12 protein-coding genes and 2 tRNA genes are annotated in these 14770 nt (G+C 70.4%); 10 read left to right on the top strand and 4 right to left on the bottom strand.

The genetic code is table 11. The annotated features are described in order from the left end of the window. The first annotated feature begins 15 nt into the window (after positions 1 to 15). The 4 genes from glpA to M3M54_RS01715 are packed head-to-tail and all read left to right on the top strand — an operon-like array spanning position 16 to position 4865. Positions 16 to 1587 (top strand): anaerobic glycerol-3-phosphate dehydrogenase subunit GlpA, encoded by a 1572-nt coding sequence (gene glpA / locus M3M54_RS01700; RefSeq protein ID WP_249020464.1) that lies wholly within the window; start codon positions 16 to 18, stop codon positions 1585 to 1587. Then, entirely contained in the window at positions 1584 to 2915 is a 1332-nt protein-coding gene (gene glpB, locus M3M54_RS01705; protein ID WP_249020465.1) for an anaerobic glycerol-3-phosphate dehydrogenase subunit GlpB, read from the top strand. The genes glpA and glpB overlap by 4 nt, the downstream gene beginning before the upstream one ends. Then, positions 2899 to 4134, top strand: a complete 1236-nt coding sequence (locus tag M3M54_RS01710) for an anaerobic glycerol-3-phosphate dehydrogenase subunit C (RefSeq protein ID WP_249020466.1) — start codon at positions 2899 to 2901, stop codon at positions 4132 to 4134. The genes glpB and M3M54_RS01710 overlap by 17 nt, the downstream gene beginning before the upstream one ends. Before the next feature lie 59 nt (positions 4135 to 4193). After that, entirely contained in the window at positions 4194 to 4865 is a 672-nt protein-coding gene (locus M3M54_RS01715) for a peroxiredoxin (RefSeq protein ID WP_249020467.1), read from the top strand. A gap of 74 nt (positions 4866 to 4939) precedes the next feature. On the opposite strand, the gene M3M54_RS01720 is transcribed toward M3M54_RS01715, so the two are convergent. Next, positions 4940 to 6172: a cysteine desulfurase-like protein gene (locus M3M54_RS01720; RefSeq protein WP_249020468.1), complete on the bottom strand. Its 1233-nt coding sequence runs from the start codon at positions 6170 to 6172 to the stop codon at positions 4940 to 4942. A gap of 325 nt (positions 6173 to 6497) precedes the next feature. On the opposite strand from M3M54_RS01720, the gene M3M54_RS01725 reads away from it, so the two are divergent. The 4 genes from M3M54_RS01725 (at position 6498) to M3M54_RS01740 (ending at position 8233) form a co-directional block, all read left to right on the top strand. Next, the gene (locus tag M3M54_RS01725) at positions 6498 to 6692 is read left to right on the top strand and encodes a hypothetical protein (RefSeq protein ID WP_249020469.1); all 195 of its coding nucleotides are present in this window, start codon (positions 6498 to 6500) and stop codon (positions 6690 to 6692) included. Continuing rightward, a complete protein-coding gene (locus tag M3M54_RS01730) occupies positions 6683 to 7096 on the top strand; it encodes a PIN domain-containing protein (RefSeq protein ID WP_249020470.1) in 414 nt (137 codons plus the stop codon). The genes M3M54_RS01725 and M3M54_RS01730 overlap by 10 nt, the downstream gene beginning before the upstream one ends. A 121-nt stretch (positions 7097 to 7217) precedes the next feature. Beyond that, positions 7218 to 7667, top strand: a complete 450-nt coding sequence (locus tag M3M54_RS01735; RefSeq protein WP_249020471.1) for a GNAT family N-acetyltransferase — start codon at positions 7218 to 7220, stop codon at positions 7665 to 7667. Continuing rightward, positions 7667 to 8233, top strand: coding sequence for a histidine phosphatase family protein (locus tag M3M54_RS01740; protein WP_256465806.1), 567 nt, complete (start codon positions 7667 to 7669; stop codon positions 8231 to 8233). Before M3M54_RS01735 ends, M3M54_RS01740 begins: the two co-directional genes overlap by 1 nt. A 394-nt stretch (positions 8234 to 8627) precedes the next feature. Here M3M54_RS01740 and M3M54_RS01745 read toward each other — a convergent pair. Next, positions 8628 to 8700 (bottom strand) — tRNA-Trp (locus M3M54_RS01745). A gap of 64 nt (positions 8701 to 8764) precedes the next feature. On the opposite strand from M3M54_RS01745, the gene M3M54_RS01750 reads away from it, so the two are divergent. After that, positions 8765 to 8835, top strand: a tRNA-Gly gene (locus tag M3M54_RS01750). Positions 8836 to 8884: 49 nt separating this feature from the next. Next, positions 8885 to 10090, top strand: coding sequence for a hypothetical protein (locus M3M54_RS01755; RefSeq protein ID WP_249020473.1), 1206 nt, complete (start codon positions 8885 to 8887; stop codon positions 10088 to 10090). Between the two features lie 3 nt (positions 10091 to 10093). Here the strand turns inward: M3M54_RS01755 and M3M54_RS01760 are convergent, their stop codons facing one another. Both M3M54_RS01760 and M3M54_RS01765 read right to left on the bottom strand, forming a co-directional pair. Next, a complete protein-coding gene (locus M3M54_RS01760; protein WP_249020474.1) occupies positions 10094 to 13645 on the bottom strand; it encodes an indolepyruvate ferredoxin oxidoreductase family protein in 3552 nt (1183 codons plus the stop codon). Further along, complete coding sequence (locus tag M3M54_RS01765) at positions 13642 to 14733, bottom strand: Glu/Leu/Phe/Val dehydrogenase dimerization domain-containing protein (protein ID WP_249020475.1); 1092 nt, start codon at positions 14731 to 14733, stop codon at positions 13642 to 13644. The genes M3M54_RS01760 and M3M54_RS01765 overlap by 4 nt, the downstream gene beginning before the upstream one ends. Positions 14734 to 14770: the final 37 nt, after the last annotated feature.

The following is a 14770-nucleotide window of genomic DNA, read 5'->3' on the forward strand; positions in this document are numbered from 1 at the left end:
TAGTCTCAGCCTGAAGTGATCGCGCTCGCCACAGAAGTGCTCGTGATCGGCGGCGGGACCACGGGCGCCGGGGTCGCCTGGGACGCGGCGCTGCGTGGCTTTGACGTGATCCTCGTCGAGCGTGGTGACCTCGCCGAGGGCACCAGCGGGCGCTTCCATGGCCTGCTTCACTCCGGCGGGCGCTACGTCGTCAAGGACCCGCGTGCGGCGCGCGAGTGCATCGCCGAGAACCGTCTCCTGCGGCGCGTCGCCGCCGACTGCATCGAGGACTGCGGTGGCCTGTTCGTCACCACGCCCTGGGACGACCCGGCCTACGCCGAGCAGTTCCTCGCCGGTTGTGCGGCTGCCGGTGTGGACTGCGACGAGATCCCGGTCGCGCAGGCGCTGCGCGAGGAGCCGCGCCTGCACCCCCAGATCTCGCGCGCGTTCCGGGTGCCGGACGCCGCGATCGACGTGTGGAAAACGGTCTCGGCGCTGGCTGAGGGTGCGCGGCGCAGCGGGGCGAGGATCCTCACCCGCCACGAGGTGAGAGCGCTCTCCGGTGCCGGGGACACGGTCACCGGCGCGCTCGTGCACGACCTCCGACGCGGCGAGGATGTCGCGATCGAGGCGCGCGTGACCGTCAACGCCGCCGGTGCCTGGGCGGGACAGATCGCCGCCTTGGCAGGGATCGAGGGCGTGCACGTGCGGCCCGGGCGCGGGATCATGATCGCGATGAACCATCGGCTGGTGCAGCAGGTTGTCAACCGCTGTCAGATGCCCACCGACGGCGACATCCTCGTGCCGATCCGCACCGTGTCGGTGATCGGCACCACCGACGAGCACACCGAGAATCCCGACGATCACACCGTCCCGCCGGCCGAGGTTGACAGCATGCTCGACGAGGGTGAGAAGCTCGTCCCGGGCTTCAGGCAGGCGCGGGCACTGCGGGTCTGGACCGGTGTGCGGCCCCTCTTCCAGGACGGCAAAGTGCCTGCGTTGGCCACACGCGACCTGACGCGCGCCCATGCGCTGCTCGACCACCGCCAGCGTGATGGCGTCGGTGGCCTGATCACGATCACCGGCGGCAAGCTCACGACGTTCCGGCTGATGGCACAGCAGACCGTCGATCTCGTCTGCTGGATGCTCTCACGCATGCGGCCGTGCGCGACCGGCAGCACGCCGCTGCCGGGATCGGAGTCCGGCGAGCACCACCGGCTGGGTGAGCGGCTCGCGCGCAAGGAGGCCACGCTGCGCGAGCGCCAGATCGTCTGCGAGTGCGAGCTCGTCTCGCGCGAGCGGCTCGAGGCCGTGCTCGACGAGACCGAGACGACCGAGATCGATGACCTGCGCCGGCGCCTGCGCCTGGGCATGGGCCCCTGCCAGGGCGGCTTCTGCAGCTACCGGGCCGCCGGCATCATGCACGCCCGCGGCTCGCTTCCCGTCGCCCGGGCGGACCAGGCGCTCACGGACTTTCTGAAGGAGCGCTGGAAGGGTATCTGGCCGGTGCTCTACGGCGACCAGCTGCGCCAGATGCGCTTTGATGAATGGGTCTTTCACGCGGTGCTCGACGTCGAGCACCTGCCGGCGGACGGCGGTGCGTCGTGAGGGGCAGCCTGCGCTCGGACGTCGTCGTGATCGGCGCCGGCAGCGCCGGGTTGACTGCCGCGATCCGCCTCGCGCAGGCCGGCGCGCAGGTCACCGTGATCGCCAAAGGCGCTGGCTCGACACAGCTTGCGCCCGGCTGGATCGACGTGGCCGGCTACATGCCCGGTGAGCGCGCACCGCTCGCCTCGGCGCGGCGCGGGATCGAGCGGCTCAGCGCGCGCCGGCCCGATCACCCGTACGCGCTGATCGGCGTGCAGGCGGTCAGCGACGCGCTCGGCTGGTTGCTTGCAACCGTGGCCGCCGGGCCGCTCTCCGGTTACACCTATCATGGTGGGCTCGACGTCAACATGCGGCTGGTGACCGCGCTCGGCGGCCTGCGGCCGAGCGCCTGCGCTCCCATCACGTTCACGGCCGGTGAGGCGGCCGGGCTCAGGCGCGTGGCGATCGTCGGTGTGCCGGCGCTGCGCGACTTTCACCCCAGGCTGTGCGCGGACAACCTCCGCGCCGCCGGAATCGAGGCGAGCGCCCACAGCGTTGCACTGGATCTCCGTCGTGCTGACGCCTCCGCGCTCGAGCTCGCCAGGGCGCTCGACGACACCCGCGCCCGCCGCGCGTTCGCGGCATCATTGGCGGCCGTGGTCGGCTCAAGCGACGCCGTCGGCCTGCCGGCGATCCTCGGCCTGCGCGAGGCGCCCGCCGTGCACAGCGAGCTTCAGGAGCGGCTCGGCCGGCCGGTGTTCGAGATCCCGACGCTGCCGCCGTCGGTTCCCGGCATGCGCCTCTACGAGATCCTGGGCCACGCGCTGCGCTCCGCCGGGGGCCGGCTCGTGCTGGGCGCGGGCGTCGTCTCGCACGAGCGCTCGGGGGATCTGGTGACGCGGATCGACACGGCCACCGCCGGCTCGCCGAGCGGCTACGAGGCCGAGTGCTACGTGCTTGCAAGCGGCGGCTTTCACTCGGGCGCCCTGGAGCTCGACTCTCGCTGGCAGGCGCGCGAAACGGTTTTAGGCCTGCCGCTTTCGGGGCTGCCGCGGGAGGGCGCTCCGCGCTTTGTTCACGACTACTTTGACGAGCAGCCGTTCTCGCGGGTCGGGGTCGCGGTGGACGCGGATCTGCGCTCGATGGGAGCGCAGAACGTCTTTGTGGCCGGGGCGTCGCTGCCCGGCGCGGTGCCGTGGCGGGAGGGTTCGGGCGAGGGCATCGCGCTGGCGAGCGGCTACCGGGTCGCCGAGCTGGTGGCGGCGGAGCTGGGCGCGACCCCGGCGCCGCAAAGCAGCGGCGCAGCGGCGCCGGCAGAGGGGGTGGGGCCTGATGAGCGAGCTGGCTGAGCTTGCGGCGTTGCGCGGGACGCTCGACCACTGCGTGAAGTGCACGATCTGTGAGAGCACTTGCCCGGTGGCCGCCGTCACGCCGCTCTTCCCTGGGCCCAAGTACGCGGGACCGCAGGCCGAGCGCTACCGGGTGGCGGGGCAGCCGAGCGTCGATCTGTCGGTCGACTACTGCTCGGGCTGCGGGATCTGCTCGCAGGTCTGTCCGCAGGGCGTGAAGATCGCGGAGCTCAACGCCCAGGCGCGTCACGCCATGAAGGCGCAGCGCGGGGTGCCGGTGCGCGACCGGATCATCACACGGCCCGAGCTGCTCGGCCGGTTGGGCACGCCGGTGGCGGAGATCGCCAACCGGGCGTTGGGCTCGCGCGCGCTGCGCACCGCCGGCGAGCGGCTGCTCGGTGTGCACCGTGACGCGCCGGCGCCGCGCTTTGCCGGCCGGCGCTTCTCGGCCTGGGCCCGCGCTCACCAGAGCCAGGCGGGACGGCGCCGCGTCGTCTACTTCCACGGCTGCGGGACCGAGTACTACGAGCCGTGGGAGGGTGAGCGGGTGGTCGCGGTGCTCGAGCACAACGGCCTCGAGGTGGTGGTTCCCAAGCAGGGCTGTTGCGGGCTGCCGCAGCAGTCAAGCGGCCTGTTCGACGACGCGCGCCACAGCGTGCTGGCGCTCGCCCGCGCGCTCGAGCCCTACCTGGCGGACCCGGCAACCGTGATCGTCGGCAACGCGACCAGCTGCACGCTGATGCTCAAGCGCGAGGCGCGGGAGATCCTCGGCCTCGAGCAGGACCCGGTGCTCGCCAGGGTCGCCGAGCGCACCTACGACATCTGCGAGCTGCTGTTGGAGCTCCACCAGGCCGGCGAGCTTGAAACCGACCTGCAGCCGCTGCGCGAGACGGTCGCATACCACGCCCCCTGTCAGCAGCAGGGCCACGGGATCGGCAAGCCCGCGCTCGATCTCCTGGCGCTGATCCCCGGGCTGAAGGTCAGGGAGCTGGACGCGCGCTGCTGTGGGATCGCGGGCACCTACGGTCTCAAGGCCGAGAAGTACGAGATCGCGATGGCGGTCGGCGCCGACCTGTTCGCGCAGGCGCGCGAGAGCCGTGCCGCGACTGTGGCCTGCGACTCGGAGACCTGCCGCTGGCAGATCACGCACGGCACCGGGCTGCCGTCATCGCACCCGATCGATTACCTCTACCGGTCATACGGTCTGGACGAGGTGTAGTTTCTCTGGTAGAGGGGAGGGCGGCAGGGCGAGAACCGCTAAATCCAGAGGAGTTCAAGATGACTTTGACGATTGGTGATCTGGCCCCGGACCTCGAGGTTGAGACGACCGAGGGCCGGATCAAGTTTCATGACTGGGTCGGAGACGGCTGGGCCGTGCTGTTCAGCCACCCCCGTGACTTCACTCCCGTGTGCACCACGGAGCTCGGTTACATGGCCAAGATCAAGCCGGAGTTCGACCGCCGCGGCGTGAAGATCATCGGCCTCTCGGTCGATCCGGTCGACAACCACGCGAAGTGGGCCAAAGACATTGAGGCCACGCAGGGCACGGCGCCGAACTATCCGATGATCGCCGACACCGACTTCGCCGTCGCCAAGGCCTACGGGATGCTGCCCGCCGATGTCAGCGGCGACCCGACGCAGCGCACCGCCGCAGAGAACGCGACCCTGCGCAACGTGTTCGTGATCGGGCCGGACAAGCGGATCAAACTGGTGCTCATCTACCCGATGAGCGTGGGCCGCAACTTCGACGAGATCCTGCGCGCGATCGACGCGCTGCAGCTGACCGAGAGCCGCGGGCTCAGCACCCCCGCCCAGTGGCAGCCGGGCGACGATGTGTTCATCTCCGGCTCGGTCAGCGACGAGCAGGCCAAGCAGCGCTACCCCGAGGGCTGGCGCGCACCGGTCCCCTACATGCGCATCGTGCCCGACCCGCTGGCCGGCTCCCGTTAGACCGAGGCTCCGCTCGGGCGGCCCGGCCGACAGTGCCGGGCCGCCCGCCGCCGGGCGCGGGCCGACGTCGTGGACTACAGCTCGGCGACCGCCTCAAGCAGCCGGTCGATCTCGGCCTGCGTGTTGTAGAGCACGATGCTCGCCCGGACCACCCCGCCGCTGCGCTCGAGCCCCAGACGGCGCACCAGCTCCACCGCGTAGTTGTCCCCGTGCCAGACCGACACGCCGCGGCTGGCCAGGTGCTCTGCCACCCGCTGCGGATGCTGGCCGCCCACGGTGAAGGCCACGGTCGAGGCGCGGCGGCGCGGGGAGCCGATCAGCTCGGCCTTCTCGGTCGCGCGCAGGCCCTCAAGCAGGCGTGCGAGCAGCGACTGGGTGTGCGCCTCGATCGCCTCAAAGCTCTCGCGCAGACGCTCCCGGCGTGTGCCGGGGCTGCCGGTGCGCTCCGCCAGTCCGGCCAACCAGTCGACCGCCGCGCTCACTCCGGCCAGCAGCTCAAAGGCGGGCGTGCCGCGCTCGAAGCGGTCGGGGACCGCGGTCGGGGAGGGCAGCAGCTTGGCGGGGGTGAGCCGCTCGAGCAGCTCCGGTGCGGCGATCACACAGCCGGTGTGCGGCCCGTAGAACTTGTAGGTGGAGCAGGCGTAGAAGTCGGCTCCGAGTGCGGCGACATCGACCGGGCCGTGCGCGGTCGCGTGTACGCCGTCGATGTAGGTCAGGGCGCCCGCCTGGTGGGCGAGCGCAGTGATCGCGGGGATGTCCGGCTTTGTGCCGATCAGGTTCGATGCCGCGGTGACGGCCACCAGGCGCGTGCGGTCGGAAAGCACCGCGGCGATGGCCTCGGTCGGCAGCTCCCCGGTCTGCGGGTCCACCTCGGCGAAGCGGACGCTCGCGCCGGCGCGCTCGGCTGCCAGCACCCACGGGCGGACGTTGGCGTCGTGGTCGAGTGAGCTGACGACGATCTCATCGCCGGCTCGCCACTCGCGTGCGAGCGTGTCGGCCATGTGGAAGGTGAGCGTCGTCATGTTCGGGCCGAGGATCACCCCGCCTGGGTCGCCGCCGAGCAGGTCGGCGAGCGCCTGGCGCGCTGCCGTCACGACCTGGTCGGTTTGATGGCTGGCGGCAAAGACCCCGTGCGTGTTTGCCATCGCGCTCACCATGGCCCCGCTGACCGCGTCTATCACCGCCTGCGGCACCTTGGTGCCGGCGGCGCCGTCGAGCGCCGCGTCATCGTCGTGCAGTCCGGGGAACTGGCTTCGCACCAGCTCGATCGCGGGCAGGGTGGGGTGGGGTGCGGTGGTCTCGCTCATGGGTGAAAGCATGACCGATCGGGCGCAGCGCGCGTCGATCACTCGACGCCTGAGGCGGCGTAGCCGGCCGCCGCTCTGGGCGTGAGATCAGGCCAGGGCCGGTGAGCATGAAGCCGGGCGGCACGAGCGCCAAGTCACTGGCCATCCAGGCGAGAACCACAGTCCGCACAATCCCGGCTGGGGATTGGTTGCCGAGGGCAGGGTCACCATGTAGCCAGGCAGCGTGCTCGGCGCGAGACGGATGGAGCAGCGCGCCGCGTAGCTCCAGCGGGCAGCGGCGCTCGCTGACGTATATATATGAACTGCGCGATATATACTTGGAGGTATGGCCAAACATCTCGTGGACATAGATGAAGACGCGCTTGCCAGCGCCAAACGCGAGCTGGGGACCAGCACGATCAAGGACACCATCAATTTCGCGCTGCGTCAGAGCGTCCCGCGACGAGGCGACGACGTCAACGAACTGCTCGACGTGCTCGCCCGTGCCGAGCTCGCCCCACGCGAGCAGGCATGGCGCTGACGCACCTGGTCGACACCAGTGTGCTCACGCGCCTGGCTCGAACCGAGGTTCGCAAGGCAATCCAGTCCCGGGTCGAGCGGCGCGAACTGGCTCGTGCCGGGATCAGTGACTTGGAGATCGGATATTCGGCGCGCAGCGCGTCGGAGTGGGACCGGCTCGCTGGAGCGCTCGAGCTCTTCGATCTCATCGGGACGACCAGCGACCACATTCGCCGCGCCAGGCAGGTGCAACGGCTTCTGGCCACCAGGCACCAACGAGGCCGCAAGCTGCCCGACCTGCTGATCGCGGCCGCCGCCGAGGCCGAGGGTCTGATCGTCCTGCACTACGACGCGGACTTCGATCGCATCGCGAGCGTCACCGGCCAGAGCACTGAATGGCTCCTGCCGGCCGGCTCGATCGACTGACCAGCCAATCACCGGACCTCGCCTTTGCGATCCGCTGAGGCGACGGCGCTCCCAGATTGGGGCTATAGCCCATCGATACGAGTTCGGGGCCGGTAGGTGCCGGGCGTAGACTGGCAGCTCCTTGCTGACCATCGACAGACTCCAGCTCGGCGACCGCGATGCCTGGGAGGGCCTCTTCCGCGGCTACATCGACTTCTATCAGCGGACGCTGAGCGACGAGGAATATGAGCGGGCCTGGCAGCGCCTCCAAGCCGACAGCGAGATTCATGGTCGTGTGGCACGAGATGACGGGCGAGTGGTGGGTATCGCTCACTTCCTGACGCATCCTCACACCAACGCCGCCGACGTTTGCTACCTGCAGGACCTGTTCACTGATCAGGAGTTCCGGGGCCGCGGGGTCGGCCGAGCGCTGATCGAGTACGTCGCCGCCTGGGGACAGCAGCAGGGTTGCAGCCAGTTGTACTGGCGCACGCACGCCTCGAACGCAAAAGCTCGCGTGCTGTATGACCAGGTCGCCGAGAACCGCGGGTTCATCGTCTACCAGCGAGACCTGCAACGCCGATCTGAATGATGGTCATCTTTGTTCGGCACGCTGCGGTGATGGTTGACAGGCAGACCTCCGCATCATCGTGGATGCTCGATCACCAGGCGGCCGCGGCCTGTGCGCCACTTCGGGCATGGCTGCAAGGTCGAGATCTCAGCTGGTTCAGTTCTCCAGAGGACAAGGCAACGGCGACGCTGCGGCTACTGACCGATCTGCCCTACCAGGTTGTGCCCGAGCTGGCAGAGGTGTCGCGTGCAGGTTGGCTGGATGATTACCGCGATGCGGTCCGCAGGTTCTTCACGGTCCGTTCGAGTCCGCCATTGCCAGGTTGGGAGACCGCAGACGCTGCAGCGGCACGGTTCGATCGTGCGCTACGAGACGTCGTTGGCAGCTCGAGCGGTGATGGCATCGTGATCTGCACGCACGGGCTCGTGCTGACGGCATGGGCCTGCCGAGACAAGTCCACCGACGAAGCGCTGGCATGGTGGGCGGCACTCACGATGCCGACGTTGCTGGTGATGCCAGATCCAGAGATCGAGCGGTGGTGGACCTCCGGGCAGGTCAGCGTCTCAGTACCGCTGATCGGCCGATAGCTGCGCTCCCGCTCCGATGTCAGTCCCCTTTGCGTGCGCTGCGCGCGTCCGGCGGCCCCTGGGATCACACCTCAGTGGCGCGCGCATAGCAAGCCCGCGCGACCACTAACGCTTCCACTATTACTCCGTAACCAACGGCACGTGGCCCTGATCACGGTTTTCTCCTCGTATCTGATCACCTAACTTCCCCATCCGGGCTGGGTGTGAGCTGACGCGCTCGCAGGCGGTGAGGGCGAGGCCCGAGGGCCGAGCGGCAACGTCCAGCCGCGCGAGCCGTTGCGCAAGTGATGAAAGCCGCTGACCTGCACCCGACCACAGGACCCAGCGGCCATGGGCGCAAATAAAGAAGCCCTGGCGTTCAACAAAAGATGTCGATTACCAGGGCTTTCCGAAGCAGGGGAGACAGGACTCGAACCTGCAACCCCCGGTTTTGGAGACCGGTGCACTACCAATTGTGCTACTCCCCTTCGGTTGGGCAATTGTAGGGGGCCAGGGCCGGTGGTCGGCACGCTCTAATCTTTAGTGCTCACCGCGGGCGAAGTGTTGTGGTGGCACCGAAGCCTTCCAAGCTTCTAGGGCGGGTTCGATTCCCGTCGCCCGCTTGCCGCCGGAGCGGTCACACCACCGGCCGCTGCGGCAATGACAGGGTGGATGCGAAGGTTTCGTCTCAGCCGAGTCGGAGTGGCGGCGGCGCTGGCAGCCGTCGTCGCCGCCTGTGCGCTGAGCGCCGCAGCGGCGAGCGGTGCGTCGCGATACGCGCTGGCCAGGACGCTTCGATGGGTCGCGTTCAGCTCACCGAGCGACGGGGTCGGGCTGTTTCAGACAGAGCGCTATCCGGTCAGCGGCAACGGGCCCGTGCGCTGCGTGCTCTACACCCGCGCAACCACCAGCGGTGGTGTGAGCTTCGGGCCGGCAGCTCAGACGCTCGCGCGCACCGACTGCGAGCTCGGCGCCGCCTTCCACGCGATCACCTTTGCCGGTGCGCACACCCTGCTCGCCTACGGCTCGGGGCTTGCGATCAGCCGTAACCACGGGGAGGGCTGGGAGCCGGTGAGGCTGCCCGGCGCGCTTGTCGCCCTGGCGGCGCACGGGCAGAGCGTGTGGGCACTCGTGACGCGCTGCCGGGCCTACGCGCCACGTTGCGCCCTGTCGCTGATCCGCTCGGGCGACGGTGGCCAGCACTGGCAGGCGGCGGTCCCTCAGCCGCCCGTGCGCGCCGTTCCCGGCCTGGACGTGCGCGTGGCCCAGGAGGGCGGCGATCAGCTCCTCGCGCTCGCGCCAGATGGCGGCGTCGTGCTCGCCTGGCCGACCCTGCGAGCGCACTCGCGCGTGATCTATCCGACGACCGTTGCCGTTCAGTCGCTCGCTCCGGGCGCTGCGCGCTGGGTCTCGGCGACGGTTGCGTGCATGAGCGCCCCGTTTGCGACCGAGCTTGCGGTCGCACCGGACGGCGCGCGGCTCCTGGCCTGCGCCAGCGAGCCCTCAGCGGGGGAGCAGCTTAAGGCGCTTGCGGCATCGCCCGGCGCTGGGGCTGCCTGGCGGGTTGTGAGCAGGGCGTGTGTTGACTTTGGCCGCTGCCGCGGCGGCCTGCCGTCAAGCGGCTACCTCGGCGAGCTCTACGCGCTGTCGGCGCGCACGCTGTTCTACGTTGGATCGCGCAGCTCGCTGGCGGGCTCCTTCGACGGCGGCCGGCGCTGGCGGGTCTGGCCGCAGATCGGCGCTGACGCCTCCGGCAGCCTGCAGGTGAGCTTCATCAACGCGCGCGACGGCTGGGCGCTCGCCCAGGGCGTGCAGGCGCCTGGCACCTCGAGCCTGTGGCGCACACGCGACGGCGGTGAGCGCTGGCGCCGCGCCTGAGGCTCAGCGTCCCGGTGCGGAGCCGAGCGCCAGCTCCGGCGTCGCGCCGGTCACCGGCTGCGCCTCGAGCTCGGCCAGCAGCTCCGCCGCCCGCGCGCGCATCCGCGCGACATTGTCGAGCTTGATCTGCTCGTACCCGCGGACCATGTCCGGCAGCTCCAGGACCTGCATGACCACGGCGGCGTTCAAGGGCGCAAGGCGCGCGACCGCACGTGCGGCGAGCCCGCGGTACTCGGCGATCAGCGCCCGCTCGACGCGGCGCACCTCGGTGCGCCCGAAGGGGTCAAGCGGTGTGCCGCGCAACCGCCGGCCGCGCTGCAGCGTGCGGAACAGCGGTTCTGCGGAGCGGCCCAGGCGGAGCTTTTGCTGCATGCCACGCTCTCGCAAAAACGGCGGGTGCAGCAGCACCTTCACGCGCGCGCCGGGCCCGAACTCGGACTGCAGGCGCGCCCGCTCGATGTTGTCGAGGTGCAGGCGCGCGACCTCGTACTCGTCCTTGTAGGCCATCAGCTTGTAGAGCCCGTCGGCGTAGGCCAGCGCCAGGGCGTCGCCTCCCTCGCCCAGACGCTCACGCACGAGCGAGGCCAGCCGGCGCACCTCGGCGCTGAAACGCGCCGCGTAGCGAGCGTCCTGGTAGGCGGTCAGCTCGCGCGTGTAGCGCCCGATGCGCTCCTCAAGCGGCTCGCCGGACGAACCGGGCGTCCGCGACCCCGATGCGCTCGCGCTCGGGCTCGGCGCCTCGCCTGCCGGCGGCAAGAGCTCCGGCCGGGCCACCGCCACTCGGCCCCAGCGGAAGGCGGCCACGTTGGCGGCTGCGGCGGTGCCGTTCAGCTCGATCGCGCGCTCGATCGCGTCGGCGCGCAGCGGTAGGGCGCCCTGCTGGTAGGCGGCGCCGATCAGCATCAGGTTGGCCTGCAGGTGGCTGCCGAAGAGCCGCTCAGAGAGGGTCTCGGCGGCGATCGCCACGCACTCCTCGCCACGGGTCATGCGCCGCACGCGCCTGACCAGCAGCTCGGGGTCGGGTGCTGGAGTGGCGATGTCCAGCACCATCGACGCCGTCGGCGAGACGTCGGTGCTCAGCACCGCGACGGTGCGCTCGTCTGAGAGCGTCCTGATCGTCTCCGGCGCCACGCAGCCGAGCAGGTCAAAGCCGAGCAGCAGATCGACGCTGCCAAGGCTTGCGCGGACCTGGCCGGTGATCGGCTCGGGCGCGATGCGCAGGTCTGAGATGACCGGCCCGCCCTTCTGCGCGAGCCCGGTCTGGTCAAGCGCGGCGGTGTGCAGACCCTCCAGGTGCGCGGCGGTGCGCAGGATCGCTGCGGCGGTGACCACGCCGGTGCCGCCGACGCCGGGCATCCGCACGAGCACCTCTGCGGGGACGCGCAGCTCGGGCTCGGGAAGATCATCGGGAGCCTGAGGGATCGTCGGGCGGCTCGCGCCCGCGGGGGCCGCGCCCGAAGCTGCTGACCGCCGTGCAGCCTTGGCGGGCGTGACCAGCAGAAACGATGGGCAGTCGCCCTTGATACAGCTCATGTCCAGGTTGCACGAGCTCTGGTGGATGCGCGTCTTGCGGCCGAACTCCGTCTGTACGGGCTGCACCGACAGGCAGGATGACTTCTCGCCGCAGTCACCGCAGCCCTCGCAGACTCGCTCGTTGATCCAGACGCGCTCGGCCGGCGTGGGCAGCAGGCCGCGCTTACGCATGCGCCGCTTCTCGGTCGCGCAGCGGTCGTCGTGGATCAGCACGGTCACCCCCTTGACCCCCGCCAGCTCGGCCTGTACGGCGGCGATCTGGTCGCGGTGGCGCACTGACGCCAGCGGCGGCAGCGTAACGCCCTGGTAGCGCTCCGGCTCCGGCGTGGTGATCACGACCTGCGAGACGCCCTCCGCTGCAAGCTCGGTGACGATATGTGAGACCGACATCTTGCCCTGCGGCTGCTGACCGCCGGTCATCGCGACCGCGTCGTTGTAGAGCAGCCGGTAGGTGATGTTCACCCCGGCGGCGATGGCCGCGCGCACGGCCAGCGAGCCGGAGTGGTGGAAGGTGCCGTCACCGAGGTTCTGGGTGAAGTGCTGCTGTGACGAGAACGGCGCAAGGCCGATCCACTGGGCGCCCTCGCCACCCATCTGCGGCATCCCGAGCACGTGACCGCGGCGGTCACCGGTCTCGAGCGCGACCATGGTGTGGCAGCCGATCCCGACGCCGACTAGCTGTTCGGCGCCGACGCGCGTGGAGGTGTTATGCGGGCAGCCGGAGCAGAAGTAGGGGGTTCGCTTCAGCTCTTGGGCGAGCCGGTCAAGCGGGTGCGTGCGGTCCTCGAGCAGGGCATCAAGGCGCACGCGCAGCTCCGGCCAGGCGAGGTCTTCGGGGAGCGATCGGGCGAGCGCGCGGGCGACGTCATCGGCGCAGATGGCGCCACTGACCGGCAGCAGCTCGCGACCCTCGGCGTCGGTCTTGCCGAGCACCCAGGGGGCCTGTGGCGTGCGGTAGAGCGCCTCCTTGAGCGCAGCCTCGACGAATGGCAGCTTGTCCTCGATCACCAGCACGCGCTCAACAGCTTCGGCAAAGCCCCGCAGTTGCGCTTCGTCGAACGGCCACGGCATCCGCACGTGCGCGATCCGCAGCCCGAGCGCCTGCCACTGCTCCTGCCCGAGCCCCAGCTCGGTGAGCGCCCTCACGAGCGCCTGCTGCCCCATTCCGACGGCCACCAGCGTAAGGCGTGGCCGCTCGGGCTCAAACCACACGTAGTTCAGTCCCGCCAGCCTGGCGTACTCGCGGGCGCGCTCGAGCCTCGCGGTGAAGAGGTCGTGCTCGGCCTCCAGGGTGGTCGGCGCGAGCAGAACCGGCGGCGCCTTGTAGGGGCGTGGCTCAAGCTCCGGGATCGCCGCCAGCGCCGCACCCGCCTCCGCGAGGCCTGAGGAGTCGGCGACATCGGTCAGCACCTTCAGCCCCGTCCAGGCACCGGAGTGGCGCGACAGCGCGACCGCGTGCAGGCCGAGCTCGATCAGCTCCGCCACCGACCCTGGCTCGAGCACCGGCAGCCACAGGCTGCGGCAGGTCTGCTCGCAGCTGCCAGGCACGGTTGAGGACTTCGCGAGCGGGTCGTCCCCGATCAGGGCGACGGCACCGCCCAGCGGGGCGGTGCCGGAGAGGTTGCCGTGGCGGATCGCGTCGCTTGCCCGGTCAAGGCCCGGCGACTTGCCGTACCAGAAGCCGGTCACACCGTCGCGTGTGGCGCCGGGCAGCTCGCGCAAGAGCTGCGTGCCTGCCACCGCCGTCGCGGCCAGCTCCTCATTGAGACCGGGCTGGAAGACGATCCCGGCGGTGGCGATGCGCTTCGCGCAGCGGGCGAGCTCGAGGTCAAGCCCGCCGAGCGGGGAGCCGGGGTAGCCGCTGACGAAGACGCCGGTGTTGTGGCCGCGCTGGCGGTCGAGCGTGCGCAGGTCGAGCATCATCCGCACGATCGCCTGCATGCCGTCGAGCAGGATCGGCCCGCTCGTGGCCTCGTAGCGGTCCTCCAGGGCCAGCGGGCGCAGGGGCGTTAGCGTGCTCATGCCGCGCTCAGGGTCCGATCGCCCTCCCGGCGCGCTGCGCCGCTGCTGCGCGCGCCGGCTGAAGCGTCACGAGCGTCGGCGATGATCCGGCGCACGCGCTGGACCGCCACCGCAAGCGGCGTCTGCCCGCTCGCGGCAGCTGCCTCCAGCACCTCGTGCGTGCGGGCGCCGATCCGCAGCACGTCGGCGCGCAGGCGCGGCTCGTCGTGGCCGGCGCGCAGGCTGTGGATGTGGATCACGCCACCCGCGTTTGAAATGAAGTCGGGCACATAGGTGATCTCGCGGGCCGCCAACAGCTCAGCGCAGACATCGTCTGAGAGCGTGTCGTTGGCTGCGCCCACCAGCATCCGGCAGGCCAAAAGCGGCACGCGCTCGGGCGTTATGACCTTGGCCACCGAGCACGGCGAGAGCACGTCGCAGGGTGTGCTGAGCACCTCATCGGCGGCGACGGTGCTGCCGCCGACGCTGGCGGCGACCGCCGCGGCGCGCTCCCCGTCGATGTCGGCCACCAGGATTCTCGCGCCGTCGGCCGCAAGGTCTGCTGCCAGGGCTGCGCCGACATGACCGGCGCCCTGGATCAGGACGGTGGTGCCGTCGATCCCCTCGCGCCGGTCCACGTGCTCGATCGCTGCACGCACCGCAGCCGCGACACCCACCGCCGTCCACGGCGACGGGTCCTCCTCGTTGCACGAGACCTCGGCGCCGGCGTCGGCCATCAGCTGGAGGTCATCGACGCTCGTGCCCATGTCCACGCCAGGGATGTAGGCGCCGCCGGTGCGGATCACAAACTGGCCGAAGCGGCGCATCAGGGCGGCGCGGTCGATGTCCGGGGCGGGCGCCTCGATCACCGATTTCGCGCCACCGTAGGGCAGCCCGGCAAAGGCGTTCTTGAGTGTCATCGCGGCGGCCAGCCGCTGCGCTTCGGTGATTGCCGCGCTGTCGGACGGGTAGCGGACGCAGCGCACACCACCCAGGCCCGGGCCGAGCGTCGTGTCGTTGATTGCGATCGCCGCACGCAGGCCGGTCGCATCGTCGTGGCAGAGCACGAGCTGCTCGCTCTTCCAGTAGTCGATGGTTCCCTCCGCCATGGCAGTCTCCCTCCGCGAGTCTGGTTGCAGATGCGAC

It is taken from the genome of Conexibacter sp. S30A1, assembly GCF_023330665.1.
GTDB lineage: Bacteria > Actinomycetota > Thermoleophilia > Solirubrobacterales > Solirubrobacteraceae > Palsa-465.

Bases quoted from the DNA above. Each gene is read 5' to 3' on its own strand.
- M3M54_RS01715 (WP_249020467.1), top strand. From the start codon at position 4,194: ATGACTTTGACGATTGGTGATCTGGCCCCGGACCTCGAGGTTGAGACG.
- M3M54_RS01725 (WP_249020469.1), top strand. From the start codon at position 6,498: ATGGCCAAACATCTCGTGGACATAGATGAAGACGCGCTTGCCAGCGCC.
- M3M54_RS01740 (WP_256465806.1), top strand. From the start codon at position 7,667: ATGGTCATCTTTGTTCGGCACGCTGCGGTGATGGTTGACAGGCAGACC.
- M3M54_RS01720 (WP_249020468.1), bottom strand. From the start codon at position 6,172: ATGAGCGAGACCACCGCACCCCACCCCACCCTGCCCGCGATCGAGCTG.
- M3M54_RS01730 (WP_249020470.1), top strand. From the start codon at position 6,683: ATGGCGCTGACGCACCTGGTCGACACCAGTGTGCTCACGCGCCTGGCT.
- M3M54_RS01760 (WP_249020474.1), bottom strand. From the start codon at position 13,645: ATGAGCACGCTAACGCCCCTGCGCCCGCTGGCCCTGGAGGACCGCTAC.
- M3M54_RS01710 (WP_249020466.1), top strand. From the start codon at position 2,899: ATGAGCGAGCTGGCTGAGCTTGCGGCGTTGCGCGGGACGCTCGACCAC.
- M3M54_RS01765 (WP_249020475.1), bottom strand. From the start codon at position 14,733: ATGGCGGAGGGAACCATCGACTACTGGAAGAGCGAGCAGCTCGTGCTC.
- M3M54_RS01755 (WP_249020473.1), top strand. From the start codon at position 8,885: ATGCGAAGGTTTCGTCTCAGCCGAGTCGGAGTGGCGGCGGCGCTGGCA.